This is a genomic window from Streptomyces panacea (genome assembly GCF_040560175.1).
In the GTDB taxonomy this organism is placed as follows: domain Bacteria; phylum Actinomycetota; class Actinomycetes; order Streptomycetales; family Streptomycetaceae; genus Streptomyces; species Streptomyces panacea.
Map to the genome: position 1 here is coordinate 1 of NZ_JARJHW010000154.1, position 17,777 is coordinate 17,777.

Here is a 17,777-nt window from a genome sequence, read left to right on the forward strand (position 1 = left end):
TCGTTCCGGCCCGCGGTTCGCTCTCCGGCCGGCCCCTTTTCGGCCCCCGGAGCGGCCTCGGTCGTGACAAGCGGCACACCCGTTTCCCCGCCTACGACCAGGAATAGTGGTGAAGCGGGTGATTCCGGCGGGACCTTCGGAAAGGTCGGCCTCGGGACCAAGGTCCCGAGGGCTCGCCAGAGGGCGGTGGTCCGGTCGCCCGTCGGGTCCGTGCCCGCCTGACGTGCGAAGAAACAGCATCCAATCCGGACATTTAGGATCGGATCGGAAGGATGTTTGAGGTCGTCAAGGGGTCGAGTTACTGGTGAGGCGACTACGACCGGATGTCGTAGATGGGCGGTTTGGGGTGTGATGGGCGATCGGGTTACCAAGGGAGGGCAAGCCAGCCCGGCGCCTCCTGAGTGCCGGGTCCATTGATGCCCCGGAGGTTTCTCAATGTCGCAGCGCACCACGCCCCGCCAGTCCACGCTCCGTACCCGTGCCGCCGTCCTGGCCGCCGGACTCGGAGTGTCGACGGCACTCGGAGCGGGGGTCGCGTTCGCCGCGAACAGCAGCAGCGGTGACGCGGGCGCCACCCGAGCTTCGGCCGCCGTGGCGGCCGACAAGCAGGCCGCCCACGCGGAGAAGGCGAGCGTCACCAAGGCCGCCGACAAGGCGAAGGACAAGAAGGCCAAGAAGAACCCGACCTGGGCCAAGCCGGTTTCCAAGTACACGCTGAGCGCCACCTACGGCACCGGCGGCGGCATGTGGGCCAGCAAGCACTCGGGCCAGGACTTCGCCGTCGACGTCGGCACGAACGTGAAGGCCGCGCACGCGGGCACCGTCGTGAAGGCCGGACCGAACGGCGCCGGTGACGGCCCCGCGTACGGCAACGCGATAGTCGTCAAGCACGGCACCGGCCCGAGTGCGAAGTACTCGCAGTACGCGCACCTGTCCAAGGTGAAGGTGCACATCGGCCAGAAGGTCGACAAGGGCCAGAGCATCGCGCTCTCCGGCAACACCGGTAATTCGAGTGGCCCGCACCTGCACTTCGAGATCCGTACGACCCCCAACTACGGCAGTGCGATCAACCCGGTGAGCTTCCTGCGCTCCGCCGACGTCACTCTGTGACCCCCTGAGATCGCACCATCAGATCGGTGGCGACCTCGAGGATGGCTTCCTGCTTCTCCTCGGGGTCGCCTTCGACGTCCCTGAGCGCGAACATGCCCGCGTGCATCGTGAAGATCGCGGTGAAGCAGCGCACGCGGTCGGTCATCGTGCCCTCGGGCTGCTTGAGCAGCTCCATCAGCCGTAGCATCCGGCTCTTGAAGGTCTCTCCCACGCTCAGATCGCGCATCGTCGCCTGGTTCTCCTGCATGAAGCGGAACAGCGGCGCGGCGGCGGCGAGCGAGTCGCTGTAGCGGCGCAGGATCTCCTTCTTCACTTCCAGGGTCGGTGGCTGCGCCTCGCCCCAGGTGATCAGTTCGTCTATTGGCCGGGCCAGGTCCTGGAAGAGGCTGACCACGATGTCTTCCTTGGTCTTGAAGTGGTAGTAGAGCGCGGCCTTGGTGACGTCCAGGTGCTCGGCGATCTCGCGCAGCGAGGTCTTCTCGTACCCCTGCTCGGCGAAGAGTTCCAGCGCGACGTCCTGGATGCGCTGGCGGGTGTCGCCCCGACGCGGCTGCGCTGTGCTGCCCATGACTGCTCTCCCGAAAAAGTACTTACTTGACGACCGGCTAGTGACAGGTCTACTTTCCCCAGTGTACTTACTTGCCGGTCGGCAAGTAAGTGGCGGTACAGAACCACGAAACAGACCAGGGAACAGGGGAGTGGGGGCCATGTCGCTCGGCACGGCAGTGGGGCCGGAAGAGAAGAAGAAGGCGGAGCCACAGCCGCGAAGCGTGCGGGTGGTGCTGCTCGCGCTCATGATCGCGATGCTGCTCGCCATGTTGGACAACATGATCGTCGGTACCGCGATGCCGACCATCGTCGGCGAGCTGGGCGGGCTGGAGCACCTGTCCTGGGTGGTCACCGCCTACACCCTCGCCACCGCCGCGTCGACCCCGATCTGGGGGAAGATCGGCGACATGTACGGGCGGAAGAAGATCTTCCTGCTCTCCATCGTGATATTCCTGATCGGCTCCGCGCTCAGCGGCATGGCCCAGGACATGGGTCAGCTCATCGGCTTCCGTGCCATCCAGGGCCTGGGCGCCGGCGGACTCATGGTCGGCGTCATGGCGATCATCGGAGACCTCATCCCGCCCCGTGAGCGCGGCAAGTACCAGGGCATGATGGCCGGCGTGATGGCCCTCGCCATGATCGGCGGACCGCTGGTCGGCGGCACCATCACCGACCACCTCGGCTGGCGCTGGAGCTTCTACATCAACCTGCCGCTCGGCGCCGTCGCCCTCGCGATGATCGTGACCGTGCTGCACCTGCCCGCCGTGGAGCGGACCAAGAACAAGGTCGACTACCTGGGGGCCGCCCTGCTGACGGTCGGCATCACCTCGATCGTGCTGGTCACCACCTGGGGCGGTACGGAGTACGCGTGGAGCTCCGCGGTGATCATGGAGCTGATCGCGATCGGCGTCGTCACCCTCGTCTCGTTCGTGTACGTACAGACCAAGGCGCCCGAGCCGATCCTGCCGTTGCACATCTTCCGCAACCGCAACTTCACCCTCATGCAGATCATCGGCTTCCTGACCGGCTTCGTCATGTTCGGAGCCGTCCTCTTCCTGCCGCTCTACCAGCAGTCCGTCCAGGGCGCGTCGGCGACCAACTCCGGTCTGCTGCTCCTGCCGATGCTGCTGTCGATGATGGTCGTCTCGCTGTTCGCGGGCCGGGTCACCACCAACACCGGCAAGTACAAGATCTTCCCCATCGCGGGCGGCGCCCTGATGGTCGTCGGCCTCTTCCTGCTCGCGCAGATGGACACCGAGACCTCCCGCGTCACCTCGGGGCTCTACATGGCCGTCCTCGGCGCCGGTATGGGCTTCCTGATGCAGATCACCATGCTCGTCGCGCAGAACAGCGCCGAGCCGAAGGACATGGGCGTCGCCTCGTCATCGACGACCCTCTTCCGCACGCTCGGCAGCTCCTTCGGCGTCGCCATCATGGGCGCGCTGTTCACCAGCAAGGTGGAGGAGGAGATGGCTGCGCGCGGCGGTGACGCGGTGACGCAGCAGTCCGCGCAGCTCGACGCGGCGAGTCTGGCCAAGCTGCCGGACGCGGCGCGCGAGGCGTACCAGATCGCGGTGTCCTCCGGTACACACGTGGCCTTCCTGCTGGCAGGCTCGGTCGCGGTGATCGGCTTCCTCGCGGCGTTCTTCGTCAAGGAGGTCCCGCTGCGGGGCGCCGGTCCGGAGAAGTCGGGCGCGGCCGACAAGGGCGCGGCACCGTCCGACGCGGCCGGGGGAGCGCAGACCGCTTAGACGGGCGGACCCCCCCGGCCGCCGGCTGTCCCGTGGGCGCGTGGAACGCGCCGAGGGGCCGCCGTGCTCGGCGGGCGTCAGTCCGGGAACGTGATCATCGGGAAGCTGCCGGTCGCCGTCGGGGCGTGCTCCGGAAGCCAGAGGACCGCGATCGCGCCGCCCGTCTCGTCCGGGCCGGGCGTCACGCTCTCCGGCGCCGCGTTGCGGAAGGTCAGCCGCGCCCCGAGGACGCGCGCCTGACCGGCGGCGATGGTCAGACCGAGACCGTGGCCGTGCCCCGCGCGGTCGCTCGCCCCCGTACGGAACCGGCTCGGCCCGTCGCGCAGCAGCGCATCGGGGAAGCCGGGACCGTGGTCGCGTACGCGCACCACCCGGCCCTCGACGGTCACCTCCACCGGTGTGCCGCCGTGCTTGGCCGCGTTGGCCAGGAGATTGCCGAGGATGCGCTCCAGCCGGCGCGGATCGGTGTTCACCCACGAGTCGTGCACGACATGGATCCGCACCTCGGGATCGAGCAGAGCCACCCGTCTGCTGACGAACTCGCCGAGCGCGACCTCCTGCAGCTCGGCGCGTTCCGACGCGCTGTCGAGCCTGGCGACTTCGAGGACGTCCTCGACCAGTGTGCGCATGGCCTGCGCCCGGTCCCTCACCAGCTCGGTGGGCCGTCCCGGCGGCAGCAGCTCGGCGGCCGTCAGCAGGCCCGTCACCGGCGTGCGCAGCTCGTGGGCGATGTCGGCGGTGACCCGGCGCTCCGCCTCGATGCGTTCGTTCAGCGCGTCCGTCAGGGCGTCGACCGCGCGGGCCAGCTCGTCGGTCTCGTCGCGTACGACCCCGCCGACCGCCTCCCGTACACGCACGTCCGTATTGCCCTGCGCGACCTTGCCCGCGGCCGCCGCCGCCTTGCGCAGCCGGCGCGAGAGCTGCCCGCCGATCAGTACGCCCAGCGCGCAGCCGCCGACGACCACGCAGAGCGAGCCGATCAGCAGGGCCCGGTCGAGATCCTTCATGATCGTCGCGGAGCGGTCGGCGAACTTGCTGCTCAGGGAGAGCACACCGCTCTCCACCGGGACGGCCGCCCAGACGTCGGGAGCCCCGTTGGCCGAGTCACGTACGAAGGTCGCGCGCCTGCCCTGCTGCACCTTCTTCCGCAGGTCGTCGGGGAGCGCGGGGTCGTTCAGCTTCGTACCGAACTTCAGCTCGTGCGTCGAGTCGTACATACGCTGCGCGAACAGCAGCCGTTCCAGCTGCACCTCGCGGGCGTTGTCCAGCATCGAGAGCTGAGCCGCGTTGTGCACGACAAGGCTCAGCGCCATCGCGGTGAGGGCGCCGACCGCCGCGATCGCGATGCTGATCTTCCACCGGACGCCGGTGCGCAGCGCGAACCGCTTCATGCCTTGAGCTTGTAGCCGAAGCCGCGGACCGTCTCGATCCGGTCCTGTCCGATCTTCGTGCGCAGCCGCTGCACATGAACGTCCACCACACGCGTGTCACCGCCCCAGCCGTAGTCCCAGACGCGTTCGAGCAGCTTGTCGCGGGACAGGACGGTGCCGGGCGCGGCCGAGAATTCGATCAGCAGCCGCATCTCGGTCGGTGTCAGCGCCACCGGCTCACCCCCTTTACGCACCTCCATGCCCTCCGTGTCGATCTCCAGATCGCCGAAGGACCGCGCGCCGTGCTCGTCCGCGTCCTGCCCGCCGCGCTCCCCGGCGGGCCCGCCGGCGTGCCCGAAGCGGCGCAGCACGGCACGGATCCGGGCGACCAGCACCGCGCCGTCGAAGGGCTTGGTCACGTAGTCGTCGGCCCCCGCCTCCAGACCCAGCACCACGTCGATGGAGTCGGCGCGCGCCGACAGCATGATCACGGGGACGGTCGACTCGTCCCTGATCCGGCGGCAGAGACTGACACCGTCGAGGCCCGGCACCATCACGTCGAGGAGTGCGATGTCCGGCCGGTCGGCCCGGAACGCCTCCAGACCGGAGAGGCCGTCCGGCATGGCCGTCACCACGAAGCCGTCGCGCTCCAGCGCGAGTTGGGTGGCCTCGCGGATGACGTCGTCGTCCTCGACGAACAGGACATGGGTCTCCACCATCCGGCTGATCTCAGCTCTCTCAGTTCTCGCTCGGCGTGGACGGCGCGGGGGCGTCCACGGGGCCGTTGCCGACCGCTCCGCTGTAGTTGTTGCGCACCCGGTAGCGCTCGGCGAACCTCGTGTCGGCCCAGGTGTAGGTCACGACGTCCTCGCCCGACGGATACGCCACGGGGTCGCCCTTCGCGTACACCTGGCGGGTCACCACCAGCTCACCACGGTCGATGGTGGCGTACACGGCGGGTTCCTCGGCGATGAAGACGCTCTCGTAGCGGTGGTCCTGGTCGGACTCGCGGTAGACGTACGTCCCCAGGCCCACGGCGTCGTCGCACGTCATCACGTTGACCACCACGTCCGGCGCGGCGGCGCCGGTCAGATTCCCGTACGAGGTGTCCACCGGGTAGGCGTCCTCGGAGCACGGTTTGAGGTCGGCCTTGACCTGCCCGCTCACCTTGGGGTCCTGCCGCAGCAGGGCCACCGGGTCGATGTTCTGGGCTGGCAGGGCCGACGCCTCGGAGGTCGGCGGCGAGACGGGTTCGGCGGTGGCGACGACGGCGGCGCCCTCGTCCCGGGTGCCGGTCGTGCTCGTGGAGCAGCCGATGGCGAACAGACCGAAGGCGAAGAGCGCGGCCAGCGCCACACCGCCGGTGGCGGTCGTCGCGGACAGCGTCACCCTCTTCGGGATCCGGCCCGGCTTCGGGTCATCGGCCGGCGACGTGCCGTCCGTGTCCCGGGCCGTCGGTGTCCGACGGCCGGCCTTTCCCGGGGCAGGCGTGCCGTCTCCGTCGCGCTTCAGGCCGCGCACCGCTCCTGCCCCCGTCCGTCGCGACGATAACCGGCACGCTCCGGAGCATGGGCGCGCGGTGCGCGGTGCTCGGGCCGCCGGTTCCCCGGCGCCCGGCGCTCCGCCTCGCGGCGCCCCAGCTCCCGGGCCTCCAGCTCCTCGCGGAGTTTGGCGAGCGCCCGGTGCAGCGTGCTCTTCACCGTACCGGTAGACATGCCGAGCGCCGCCGCCGTCTCCTCCGTACTCATCTGCTCCCAGTGCCGCAGCACGACGACGCTGCGCTGCTTCGGCGCCAGGACCCCGAGGATGTCGATGAGCAGGGCGCGGTTGGCGCGCTGCTCGGCGCCGTCCTCGACGCAGGGCTCGGGCAGCTGCTCGGTCGGCACCTCTTCGAGCTTGCGCGCACGCCACCACTCCGTACGGGTGTTGATCATGACGCGGCGCAGATAGGCGTCGGCGAGCGACTTGTCGGCGATGCCGTCCCACCGGCCGTACGTACGGGCCAGAGCGGTCTGGAGCAGGTCCTGGGCGTCGACGGGGTCGGGGACCAGACGCCGGGCGCTGCGCAGCAGCGCCTCCTGCCGGGTGCGTACGTAATCCTCGAATGCGAGCACCTCGCCGTGCGCCATGCCAACCGCCTCCCACCCCGTGAACTGCACCGTGTACCGCGTTGCTGTGGTCTTCGCCTACGTCCCAGAAGTTACGGAGGCGTTGTCACGAGGCCGTGCGCGCCAGCCCTCGGCGGGCGCACGGACATCCATCGGTTGTGTAACGGCGGGGACGGAACGGACGAACGAGCAACGGGGACTTCACCCGGTGAAGCACCCGGTGGAGCACCTGCTGAAGTGACGGGCGAGCCGCCGGGCAGACGAACGGCCGGCCCGGAGGGGCCGGCCGACGAGGAGCGGGTGGTGCGGGTCGTACGGACCAAGTCGTACGAGGTCGGATCGGGTGGCGCGGTCAGCTCAGCGGCAGCCGGTACAGGTCGTCGGCCATCGGCTCGACCAGCCCGTCGGCCACCAGCCCGTCCAGTGCCCTCGCCCGCTGCACCGGTTCCTCCCACACGGAGTCGAGCACCGCGAGCGGTACCGGCGCCACGGCCTCGCGCAGTACGGCGAGCAGCTTGCCCCGCACCTGGCGGTCCGTGCCCGCGTACGTCTGGCCGCGGCGGGCCGGACCCTGGTGCGCCGGTTTGCCGGCCAGCCGCCAGGCGCACTTCGAGGCGATCGGGCAGCGCGCGCAGTCCTCGTTCTTCGAGGTGCACACGAGCGCGCCGAGTTCCATGGAGGCGGCGGCCCAGCGGGCCGCCGTCGGCTCGTCCACGGGCAGCAGCGCGCGGGCCAGTTTCCGCTCGGCGGCCGTCGTCGCGTTCGGCGGGTACTGGATTCCGGCGGCGGCGCGCGCGAAGACACGGCGCACGTTCGTGTCGAGGACGGCGTGCCGTTGTCCGTACGCGAACGAGGCCACGGCCGCCGCCGTGTACTCGCCGATGCCGGGCAGCGCGAGCAACTGGCCGTGCTCGCGCGGTACGTCGCCGCCGAACCGCTCCGTTATCGCCAGGGCCGCCCCGTGCAGCCGTAGCGCTCGGCGCGGGTAGCCGAGCCGGCCCCAGGCGCGTACCGCTTCGCCGGGGGCCTCGGCGGCCAGGTCGGCCGGGCGCGGCCAGCGCGCGAGCCACTGTTCGTACACCGGGAGCACCCGGGCGACCGGGGTCTGCTGGAGCATGAACTCGCTGACCATCACTCCCCAGGCGCCCGTGTCGGGGCGGCGCCAGGGCAGGTCGCGGGCGTGCGCGTCGAACCACGCGATGACGGGGTCGTGGAGGGCGGCCGGGTCGGTAGCCGGCGCCGAAGTCGCAGAAGTCGCAGTCATGGCAGCACCGATCCTGGCACGTTCCGGGGTGGGGGTGGTGCAGCCGGTCGCTGTGCGCCGGGCGTCGCAGGGGGGTACCGGGGGCGTGAAGGGGGCGCGTTGGGAACAGTGCGCGGCCGACCGAGCGAAGCGCGCGTGGATCACGCTCGCTCAGAGGCGCGAGCTGTGGCGGCCCTTCCGCCGGCGGAGGCGGGAGTCCGCGACCGGCCCGTGCCCCGCCCCGTTCTCCGACTGGGACTGGGACTCGGAACCGGGTCCGGTGCCGTGGGCCGATCCGTGGCCCGCGCCCGCGCCCGCGCCCGCTGTCCGCGGTGAGGCCGCTCCCCGCACCGGTCCCTGTCCCGCGAACCAGACCACCACGCCCGTACGGCTCGTCCGCATCGTCTCGATCAACGCCCGCGCGGGTCGCGTCAGCGCCAGGACGACGAGCGTCGCGACCAGCCCGCCGAGCAGCAGCCCCACCGCCACGTCGTGCGGATAGTGCACGCCGACGAAGACCCGTGAGAAGGCCGCGAAGATCGCCAGCGGGATCGTCAGGAACGCGATCGCCCGCCAGGCGATGGCGAGCGCGACCGCCGCCGCCGCGGCGATGGTGGAGTGGTTGCTGGGGAACGACCAGTCGCCGACCGGCGGGCAGGTCGCCAGCGACGCCGCCGCGCCCGCCACCGCGCGGCACGGCCGCTCCTCCTGCACGACGCTCTTGAACAGTTCGCTGCCCACGTACGCGACGGCGGTCGCCAGCGGCCCAACTACCGCTACGGCCATGGCGCGTGAGTCCGCGGACCGGGTTCGCCACCAGCTGATGAGGAACAGAACCCCGAGGATGACGATCACGGCCTCCGTCCCTATCTCGACGAAGTGCCGCACCCAGGAAGGCGATTGGTGGGCGAGATCGGTAATGTCGCGGTAAAGGCCGCTGGTGACGGAGGGGTCCATGGTCACGGACCGTACCTTCCTCGCTCCGCTTCACGCACCTCGCCTCCGGCGGTCGAACCCCTGACGAAAGTGGCAAGTGGGGTCACACGGACGGTCGTCGCGTGATGATGATCCGTAAAACTTGCGAGACGAGCGGCATGTGGGGCGGGAGTTGGCCCTGATCTCTCGTAGAGTTGCGCCGTGGGATCTATGCGCAATCCGGTCGGGCCGCTTCCCTCCTCCATCTACTGGCGACGGAGGGCAGTAGCGGCGACTCTGATCGCGCTGCTCGCGTTGCTTGTCGTATGGGTCGTCACATCCGGTGGTGACGGCGGCGGAAAGAAGCGCGACGACGGCGCGAACGGCGAGGCGCCCGCCCCTTCAATCACCCCCGGACCGTCCAGTTCCGGACCCGCGATCAGTGAACAGCCCGGCGGGCGCGACGAGTCGGGCGAGACCGGCGGCAGCGGTGGGAGCGGCGGCGGCGACCAGGGCGGTACGGACGCGGGTGCCGACAGCGGCGGCAGTGGTGACACCGGCAGCGGCGGCGGCACGGGCGGCGCGGGCGGTTCCGCGGGCTCGGGCGGCGCGGCGAACGGCGGCGGTGACGGCGCGGGCGGCAGCAGTACGGGCGAGCAGGTGCCGGTCGGATCGAGCCTCCCCAACTGCGCGGCGAGCGCGCTGACGCTGAAGCTGGAGAGCAGGAAGGTCGCCTACGAGCCGGGCGAGAAGCCCTCGTTCAAGATCGTGGCCACCAACGGGTCGAGCAAGGACTGCAAGGCGGACCTCGGGCCGAAGTCCGTGGTGCTGACCGTCACCGACTCCGAGAGCGACGAGATCTGGTCCTCCAAGGACTGCCCCAAGATCGGCCGGCTGCTGCTGAAGGTGCCCGCGGGCGGGACGGTCACGCGGACCGTCACCTGGGACCTCACACAGAGCGCCCCGCAGTGCGCGACACCCCCGCCCGGCAAGGCCAGGCCCGGCACCTACCTGGTGGAGGCGGCGGCCCCCGGCGCGACGGTGAAGCAGGGCCAGACATCGTTCCGCCTGGACAAGGACTGAGACCAGGTCGAGACAGGCCGAGACGCGCTGAGACAGGCGACTCCTCACGCGAGGACGGCTGACGCGAGGACGACTCACGTACATACGTGAGGAGGGCCGCACCACCGTCGTCGCGGTGGTGCGGCCCTCCTTACGTATGTGAGCCCCGGCCCGTATGTCAGACGTACCGCTCCAGGATGGACGACTCCGCCAGCCGCGACAGGCCCTCGCGCACGCTGCGCGCCCTCGCCTCGCCCACCCCGTCCACCGTCTGGAGATCGTCGACGCTCGCCGCCAGCAGCTTCTGGAGCCCGCCGAAGTGCTCGACCAGCCTCTCGATGATGGCGCCCGGCAGGCGCGGCACCTTGGCCAGCAGCCGGTAGCCGCGCGGCGAGACCGCCGAGTCCAGCGTCTCGGGTGAGCCGCTGTAGCCCAACGCGCGGGCCACGACGGGCAGTTCCAGCAGCTCGGTGTGGGAGAGCGCGTCCAGCTCGGTCATCGCCTCGGCGACCGTACGGGACCGCTTCGCCGTCGGCTCGGGCACATAGTCCCGTACGACCAGCTCGCGCTCGGGCTCGACGCCCGCGATCAACTCGTCGAGCTGGAGGGAGAGAAGCCGTCCGTCGGTGCCCAACTCGACCACGTACTCGGCGATTTCCGTGGCGATCCGGCGCACCATCTCCAGACGCTGCGAGACCGCCGTCACGTCCCGCACCGTCACCAGGTCCTCGATCTCCAGCGCGGAGAGGGTGCCGGCGACCTCGTCCAGCCGGAGTTTGTACCGCTCCAGGGTCGCCAGCGCCTGGTTGGCGCGCGACAGGATCGCCGCCGATTCCTCCAGGACCCGGCGCTCCCCGTCCACGTACAGCGCGATCAGGCGCATCGACTGCGACACGGAGATGACGGGGAACCCGCACTGCTTGGAGACGCGGTCCGCCGTGCGGTGGCGGGTGCCGGTCTCCTCGGTCGGGATGGATGCGTCGGGGACGAGCTGGACACCGGCCCGCAGAATCTTGGTGATGTCTTTGTCGAGAATGAGCGCGCCGTCGAGCTTGCACAGCTCGCGGAGCCTCGTGGCGGTGAATTCCACGTCCAGCACGAAGCCGCCCGTGCACATCGTTTCGACGGTCTTGTCCATGCCGAGGACGATGAGACCGCCGGTGTTCCCCCGGAGAATCCGCTCCAGGCCGTCACGCAGCGCCATGCCGGGCGCTACGGCGCTCAGTGAGGCGCGCATCAGCGCTTCGGTGCGGGATCCACCGGAGCCACCACCGGACTTTCCGGTTGCTGCTGCCCGGTCGTTGGCTGCCACTGCACTCCTCCGGCTCGTACGGATGGGCGAGACCAGGGCAAAGTCTACCGGCGGTCCTTGCCCTCCTGTGGGGCCTCCGCGCGACCTCGGCGCGGAAGCACGCTCAGAGCCGCTCCCATGTCGGCGACTTCTGTGACCTTCATACCGGCCGGGATCTTTCCCGGATCGGTCGGGACGAGGGCGTGGGTGAAGCCCAGCCGGTGTGCCTCGGCCAGTCTGCGCTGGACGCCCGTGACCCGTCTGACCTCGCCCGCGAGTCCCACCTCGCCGATCGCGACCAGGTTCGTCGGCAGCGGGGTGTCGCTCGCCGCCGAGGCCAGGGCGAGGGCGATGGCCAGGTCGGCGGCCGGCTCCGAGAGCTTCACACCGCCGACCGTCGCGCTGTAGATGTCGCGCTTGCCGAGTGCGCTGATCCGGCCGCGCTGTTCGAGAACGGCCAGCATCATCGAGACGCGGGAGGTCTCCAGACCCGACGTGGTGCGCCGGGGGGAGGGGATCTGCGAGTCGACCGTCAGCGCCTGCACCTCGGCGACGAGCGGACGGCGGCCTTCGAGCGTGACGGTGAGGCAGGTGCCGGGAACCGGCTCGTCCCGGCGGGTGAGGAACAGGCCGGAGGGGTCGGCGAGGCCGACGATGCCCTCGTCGTGCAGCTCGAAGCAGCCGACCTCGTCCGTCGTGCCGTACCTGTTCTTGACGCCCCGCACGAGCCGCAGCCGCGCGTGCCGGTCGCCCTCGAAGGACAGCACGACGTCCACCAGGTGCTCCAGCAGCCGGGGGCCCGCGATCGCGCCGTCCTTGGTGACATGGCCGACGAGCAGGGTGGACATTCCCCGCTCCTTGGAGACCCGGATGAGCGCGCCCGCGACCTCCCGGACCTGGGCCATGCCGCCGGGCGCTCCGTCGATCTCCGGCGACGCCACCGTCTGTACGGAGTCCAGGATCAGCAGCGACGGCTTGACCGCGTCGAGATGTCCGAGGACGGCGGAGAGGTCCGTCTCCGCCGCGAGATAGAGATTGTCGTCGATGGCCTTGATGCGGTCCGCGCGCAGCCGGACCTGGCTCGCCGACTCCTCGCCCGTCACATACAGCGTGCGGTGCTCGGAGTCGGCCGCCTTCGCCGCCACGTCCAGGAGCAGTGTGGACTTGCCGACGCCCGGCTCACCGGCCACCAGCACGACGGCTCCCGGCACGAGACCGCCGCCGAGGACGCGGTCCAGCTCGTCCACGCCGGTCGAGCGTGCCGTCGCCGTCCGGACGTCGATCTGGCCGATCGGGAGGGCCGGGGTGCTGACCCGTCCCACCGCCGTCGTCCGTACGGCGGGCGCGCCGTACTCCTCGACGGTGCCCCAGGCCTGGCACTCGGGGCAGCGGCCGAGCCACTTGACGGTCGTCCAACCGCACTCGGTGCAGCGGTAGGACGGCCGGTCCTTGGCGGATTTCGTACGGGCGACAGCCATGGCGCCACCGTATAGGCGACCACTGACAGTGCTTACCGCGGTGGCCGCTTCGCGGATGGCGGACGAGACACGGCTTTAGCGGTCGTTTCACCCGTAATGATTAAAAGTAGGCAAGCGTGGGGAGAGTTGTGCGCTCCCCTGTCTACCGTCGCCGGGTGACGAGCAGCAGACTGGAGCCCCCTACCTACACCACCGGCGCACACCGTGCGCCCCGTCGCACGCCCCGATCGGAGACGGACCGGCCCCCCGGCCGGTACGAGCCGTATCTGGACGGGCTGTTCACCTACTGTCTCTCCGTGCTGTGCGACCACGACGCGGCGACCGAGGTATTGGGCCAGGTCCTGGCCATCTCCGAGCGCCAGCACGGGCGTTGCCCGGCGGACGCGGGGGAACGCAGGGCATGGCTGTACGCGCTCGCCCGGTGGGCCTGTCTGCGCCGGCTCGGCGAGCGGCGCGGAAGCCGCCCGGGGGCGCACACCGGCCGTCGCGAGCCGGGCGATGCCGGCACCGACACGAGGGCCGACGTCCCGCCGGAGGTCTCCGCGCGCCGGCGGCGTGAACTCGCTGTGCTGGCCTGGCCCGAGGCCGCGGGTACGACCCCCGAGCAGCGCGAAGCGCTCGAACTGGCCGTACGTCACCGGCTCCGCGCGCGCGACATCGCCGCCGTCCTGTCGATGGAGGCGCTGTCGGCCCGCGAACTCCTCAACTCCGCCGCCTGCGAGGTCGAGCGCACCAGGGCGGCGCTCGCCGTCGTGGAGACGGGCGACTGCCCCGCCGTCGCGCGGCTCACCGGCGATCACCAGGTGCTGCTCTCGTCCGCGCTCCGGCGGGAACTGGTCCGGCACGTGGACGACTGCCCGCGCTGCCGCCGCGCCGCCGAGCGCGCCGAGGCGGCGGGCCCCTGGCCCGGCTCGGCCGCCGCCGCGCGTGCCGCCGGGCCCGCCTCGTCCGGCGCGCCCTCCCGCACCGCGTCGCCCGACGTCCTGCCACTCGTCGAGGCCCCCCGGGCGGCGGCGTACGGCGCCATGACGAACACCCCGCGCTCCCGGGCCACCACTCCGCGCTTCGGCCGGGGCGGCTTTCCGATGGACCCCAAGGACCGCGCCGCCCGCCGTGAGCGGCTGCGCGCGCGGGCCGTCACGACCACCGTCGTGGCGACCGTCGTCGCCGCGCCCGTGCTCGCCCTCTGGGCGGCGTACCGGGGCGCGCCGCCGACCGGCGAGGGCCACGGCGGGACATCGGTCAGCGCCGCCGACGCCGAACGGCGCGGTGCGCAGGGCGCCGATCCGTACGACAACTACGAGAACGCGGGCAACGCCGAGAACCGGCCCGGCGACCCCTTCGCCACCGGCAGCCGCGGCCCGGACGTCTCGGTCGAGGTCATCAGCGACGGCACGGACGCGGCCCCGCCCGGCACGCCCGGCGCGGGCTCGGGACGGCTCTCTGTCACGGCGGAGTCGACCGGCGACCGTACAAGGATCACGCTCACCGCGACCGGCGGCGAGCCCGTCGCGTGGTCGGCCTGGACCAGCGCGTCCTGGCTGCGGCTGAGCCGTACGTCCGGCACGCTCGCCCCCGGCAGGTCCGTCACCGTCCACGTCCACGTGGACCACTCGCGCGAGCCGTCCGGTCCGTGGCGCGCCCGCATCGGACTGACCCCGACGGGCTCGGTCGTCGCGATCAGCGGTTACGGTTCCAGGCCGCCGGTCCCGTCGGATCCGGGACCCGGCCGGCCGACGCACCCGACCCGCCCGCCGTCCTCACCGCCGCCGGGGACGGCCGGACCGGGACCGAGCGAGCCGGGTGAACCGACCGATCCGGGGCCGACCGACCCCACCGGTCCACCGCCCGGCACGGGCGGGCCGACGGACCCGACAGACCCCCCGCCCACGCCGGGCGACCCGACCGGTCCGCCGACCGACCCGGGCGGTTCCGGCGGTTCCGGCGGCTCGGACACACCGCCCGCGCCGCCCGCGTCGCCGTGAGTGGTCAGGAAGCGGGCGCGGGTGCCTGGGGCGGATCCGCCGGGTGCGGAGCGAGGAGCGGCAGCGCGCTCGCCAGCCGTACCTCGCACAGCTCGACCAGCGCGTCGTACCCCGCTTTGCCCATCAGCTCGGTGAGCTCGGGCCGGTACGTCTTGTACACCGGCTCGCCCGCGCCGTGCGCCGACGTCGCCGACGTGCACCACCAGTGCAGGTCGTGCCCGCCGGGACCCCAGCCCCGCCGGTCGTACTCGCCGATCGTCACCTGGAGCACCCGCGACTCGTCGGGCCGCTCGATCCAGTCGTACGTACGCCGGACCGGCAGCTGCCAGCAGACGTCGGGCTTCGTCTCCAGCGGCTCGCGGTCCTCCCGCAGCGCCAGGATGTGCAGCGCGCAGCCCGCGCCGCCGGAGAAGCCGGGCCGGTTCTGGAAGATGCAGGAGCCGTCCCAGCGGCGCGTCTTGCGGGCGCCCTCGTCGTCCGTCTCCACCCAGCCGCTGTCCGCACCCACGCCGTGGAACTGCCACACCTCCGGAGTGAGGCGTTTCACGTGCCCGGCGACCCGCTTCTCGTCGTCCTTGTCGGAGAAGTGCGCCCCGAGCGTGCAGCAGCCGTCGTCCGCGCGCCCCGCCTCGATGCCCTGGCAGCCGCTCCCGAAGATGCAGGTCCAGCGTGAGGTCAGCCAGGTCAGATCGCAGCGGAAGACCTGCTCGTCGTCGGCCGGATCAGGGAATTCCACCCACGACCGCGCGAAGTCCAGCCCCTTCTCGTCGGGCGGAACCTGCTCGTGCTGCTTCTTGGCGCGGCTGGCTTTGCCCGGCTTCGCCTTGTTCGTCTTTGGCACGACTCCAGCGTATGCGTGTCACCGCAGTAGCGTTCGCCCATGAGACTCGGAGTTCTCGACGTCGGTTCGAATACCGTCCATCTGCTGGCGGTCGACGCCCATCGCGGCGCGCGCCCGCTGCCCGCCCATTCCCACAAGACCGAGCTGAGGCTCGCCGAACTGCTCGACGAGGACGGCGCGATCGGGCCCGAGGGCGTCGAGCGGCTGGTGGCGACCATCGCCGAGGCGCTCGTGGCCGCCGAGGACAAGGGCTGCGAGGCGGTGCTGTCGTTCGCCACGTCCGCCGTGCGCGAGGCGAGCAACGCCGACCACGTACTCGCCAGGGTCAAGGAAGAGACGGACGTTGACCTCCAGGTCCTCACCGGCGACGAGGAGGCCCGGCTGACCTTCCTCGCCGCCCGCCGCTGGTTCGGGTGGTCGGCGGGGAAACTGCTGGTCCTGGACATCGGCGGCGGCTCGCTGGAGATTGCCTACGGCATCGACGAGGAACCGGACGCCGTGGTGTCGCTGCCCCTGGGCGCCGGCCGCCTCACGGCGGGCTGGCTGCCCGGCGACCCGCCCGACCCGCAGGACGTACGGGCGCTGCGCCGCCATGTACGGGCCCAGATCGCCCGTACCGTCGGCGAGTTCACCCGCTTCGGCGAGCCGGACCATGTCGTGGCCACCTCGAAGACCTTCCGGCAGCTGGCGCGGATCGCCGGGGCGGCCCGCTCCGGAGAGGGTCTTTATGTACAGCGGGACCTGAGCCGTAAATCCCTGGAGGAGTGGGTCCCCAAACTGACGAGGATGCCCGTCGCACGGCGGGCCGAACTTCCCGGTGTGTCGGAGGGGCGGGCGCCCCAGCTGCTCGCCGGCGCGCTGGTGGCGGAGGCGGTGATGGATCTGTTCGGCGTCGAGGAGCTGGAGATCTGCCCGTGGGCGCTGCGGGAGGGCGTGATCCTGAGGCGGCTGGACCAGCTGCCGACGACGGAGGTCTGACGGCCGACCGCACGAGGGTCCGGCCGCCCATGGCACGAGGGTGCCGGGCCCCCGACCGCGCAGAGGTCCGGCCGCCGACGGACAACAGGGTCCGGCCGCGACCGCGCGGAGGTCCGGCCGCCGACCGCCCCGAGACCGCTCGCCTTCTCAGGAAGAGGCGGCGAGCGGTCCGGCCCTCCGCCTCCCAAGGAGGCCGAGCCGTTGCACTCGTCACTTTCCGCTCCGGTGCCCGCGATGCCGCCCGCCGCTGCCCGTACCCTGTTGTCCGTGGCAGAACCAGTGGTGCGCATCCCGGATGCGAAGGTCGCACTGTCGACGGCCTCCGTCTATCCGGAGTCCACGGCGACGGCCTTCGAGATGGCCGGGCGCCTGGGGTACGACGGTGTGGAAGTCATGGTCTGGACGGATCCCGTCAGCCAGGACATCGAGGCGCTGCGCCGCCTCTCGGACTATCACCGGGTGCCTGTCCTCGCCATCCACGCGCCCTGTCTGCTGATCACGCAGCGCGTCTGGTCGACGGATCCCTGGACCAAGCTCCAGCGGGCACGGTCGGCCGCCGAGCGGCTGGGCGCCTCCACCGTCGTCGTACACCCGCCGTTCCGCTGGCAGCGTCAGTACGCGCGCGACTTCGTCACCGGCATCTGGCGGATGGCCGACGAGACGGACGTGCGCTTCGCCGTCGAGAACATGTACCCGTGGCGCTACCGGGACCGTGAGGTGCTCGCGTACGCCCCCGACTGGGACGTGACGAAGGACGACTACCGTCACTTCACCGTCGACCTGTCGCACACCGCCACCGCCCGCGCCGACGCGATGTCCATGGTCGAGCGCATGGGCGACCGGCTGGGTCACATCCATCTGGCCGACGGCAACGGCTCGGCCAAGGACGAGCACCTGGTGCCGGGGCGTGGCAACCAGCCCTGCGCCGAACTGCTCGAACGGCTGGCGGGGAGTTCCTTCGACGGACACGTCGTCATCGAGGTCAACACCCGGCGCGCGATGTCCTCGGCCGAACGCGAGGCCGACCTGGCGGAGGCACTGGCCTTCACCCGGCTGCATCTGGCGTCGGCGGGTTCGGCCGCGTCATCCCCGGCCG

16 protein-coding genes are annotated in these 17,777 nt (G+C 71.3%); 6 read left to right on the forward strand and 10 right to left on the reverse strand.

What is annotated here, in order from left to right; genetic code table 11:
• Positions 1-435 precede the first annotated feature (435 nt).
• Positions 436-1,110, forward strand: a complete 675-nt coding sequence (locus P3L51_RS27665) for a M23 family metallopeptidase (RefSeq protein WP_354608028.1) — start codon at positions 436-438, stop codon at positions 1,108-1,110.
• Here P3L51_RS27665 and P3L51_RS27670 read toward each other — a convergent pair.
• The gene (locus P3L51_RS27670) at positions 1,100-1,678 is read right to left on the reverse strand and encodes a TetR/AcrR family transcriptional regulator (RefSeq protein WP_354608029.1); all 579 of its coding nucleotides are present in this window, start codon (positions 1,676-1,678) and stop codon (positions 1,100-1,102) included. The genes P3L51_RS27665 and P3L51_RS27670 overlap by 11 nt on opposite strands.
• 139 nt (positions 1,679-1,817) lie before the next feature.
• Between P3L51_RS27670 and P3L51_RS27675 the strand changes: the two genes are divergently transcribed.
• The gene (locus tag P3L51_RS27675; protein ID WP_354608030.1) at positions 1,818-3,410 is read left to right on the forward strand and encodes an MDR family MFS transporter; all 1,593 of its coding nucleotides are present in this window, start codon (positions 1,818-1,820) and stop codon (positions 3,408-3,410) included.
• 77 nt (positions 3,411-3,487) lie between these two features.
• Here the strand turns inward: P3L51_RS27675 and cseC are convergent, their stop codons facing one another.
• The 6 genes from cseC to P3L51_RS27705 form a co-directional block, all read right to left on the reverse strand.
• The gene (gene cseC, locus P3L51_RS27680; RefSeq protein WP_354608031.1) at positions 3,488-4,801 is read right to left on the reverse strand and encodes a two-component system sensor histidine kinase CseC; all 1,314 of its coding nucleotides are present in this window, start codon (positions 4,799-4,801) and stop codon (positions 3,488-3,490) included.
• Entirely contained in the window at positions 4,798-5,499 is a 702-nt protein-coding gene (gene cseB, locus P3L51_RS27685) for a two-component system response regulator CseB (protein WP_354608032.1), read from the reverse strand. The genes cseC and cseB overlap by 4 nt, the downstream gene beginning before the upstream one ends.
• 19 nt (positions 5,500-5,518) lie before the next feature.
• Positions 5,519-6,169: a hypothetical protein gene (locus P3L51_RS27690; RefSeq protein WP_354608033.1), complete on the reverse strand. Its 651-nt coding sequence runs from the start codon at positions 6,167-6,169 to the stop codon at positions 5,519-5,521.
• Between the two features lie 119 nt (positions 6,170-6,288).
• Positions 6,289-6,909, reverse strand: a complete 621-nt coding sequence (locus P3L51_RS27695) for a SigE family RNA polymerase sigma factor (protein ID WP_354608034.1) — start codon at positions 6,907-6,909, stop codon at positions 6,289-6,291.
• A gap of 331 nt (positions 6,910-7,240) precedes the next feature.
• On the reverse strand, positions 7,241-8,152 hold the full coding sequence (locus tag P3L51_RS27700) for an HhH-GPD family protein (RefSeq protein WP_354608035.1): 912 nt from the start codon (positions 8,150-8,152) through the stop codon (positions 7,241-7,243).
• A gap of 150 nt (positions 8,153-8,302) precedes the next feature.
• The gene (locus P3L51_RS27705; protein ID WP_354608043.1) at positions 8,303-9,088 is read right to left on the reverse strand and encodes a phosphatase PAP2 family protein; all 786 of its coding nucleotides are present in this window, start codon (positions 9,086-9,088) and stop codon (positions 8,303-8,305) included.
• 180 nt (positions 9,089-9,268) lie between these two features.
• Here P3L51_RS27705 and P3L51_RS27710 point away from each other — a divergent pair, with 180 nt between their 5' ends.
• A complete protein-coding gene (locus P3L51_RS27710; protein WP_354608036.1) occupies positions 9,269-10,129 on the forward strand; it encodes a hypothetical protein in 861 nt (286 codons plus the stop codon).
• A 157-nt stretch (positions 10,130-10,286) separates the two neighbouring features.
• Here the strand turns inward: P3L51_RS27710 and disA are convergent, their stop codons facing one another.
• Together disA and radA are read right to left on the reverse strand one after the other, a co-directional pair.
• A complete protein-coding gene (disA, locus tag P3L51_RS27715; RefSeq protein ID WP_354608037.1) occupies positions 10,287-11,420 on the reverse strand; it encodes a DNA integrity scanning diadenylate cyclase DisA in 1,134 nt (377 codons plus the stop codon).
• A 44-nt stretch (positions 11,421-11,464) separates the two neighbouring features.
• The gene (gene radA, locus P3L51_RS27720; RefSeq protein ID WP_354608038.1) at positions 11,465-12,877 is read right to left on the reverse strand and encodes a DNA repair protein RadA; all 1,413 of its coding nucleotides are present in this window, start codon (positions 12,875-12,877) and stop codon (positions 11,465-11,467) included.
• 155 nt (positions 12,878-13,032) lie between these two features.
• On the opposite strand from radA, the gene P3L51_RS27725 reads away from it, so the two are divergent.
• Positions 13,033-14,862 (forward strand): BACON domain-containing protein, encoded by a 1,830-nt coding sequence (locus P3L51_RS27725; protein ID WP_354608039.1) that lies wholly within the window; start codon positions 13,033-13,035, stop codon positions 14,860-14,862.
• Between the two features lie 4 nt (positions 14,863-14,866).
• Here the strand turns inward: P3L51_RS27725 and P3L51_RS27730 are convergent, their stop codons facing one another.
• Positions 14,867-15,703 (reverse strand): DUF3109 family protein, encoded by an 837-nt coding sequence (locus P3L51_RS27730; protein ID WP_354608040.1) that lies wholly within the window; start codon positions 15,701-15,703, stop codon positions 14,867-14,869.
• A 39-nt stretch (positions 15,704-15,742) separates the two neighbouring features.
• On the opposite strand from P3L51_RS27730, the gene P3L51_RS27735 reads away from it, so the two are divergent.
• Together P3L51_RS27735 and P3L51_RS27740 are read left to right on the forward strand one after the other, a co-directional pair.
• Positions 15,743-16,681: a Ppx/GppA family phosphatase gene (locus P3L51_RS27735; RefSeq protein WP_354608041.1), complete on the forward strand. Its 939-nt coding sequence runs from the start codon at positions 15,743-15,745 to the stop codon at positions 16,679-16,681.
• Positions 16,682-16,948: 267 nt separating this feature from the next.
• Positions 16,949-17,777, forward strand: an 829-nt coding sequence (locus P3L51_RS27740; protein ID WP_354608042.1) for a sugar phosphate isomerase/epimerase family protein, incomplete at its 3' end; no start/stop codon positions are given.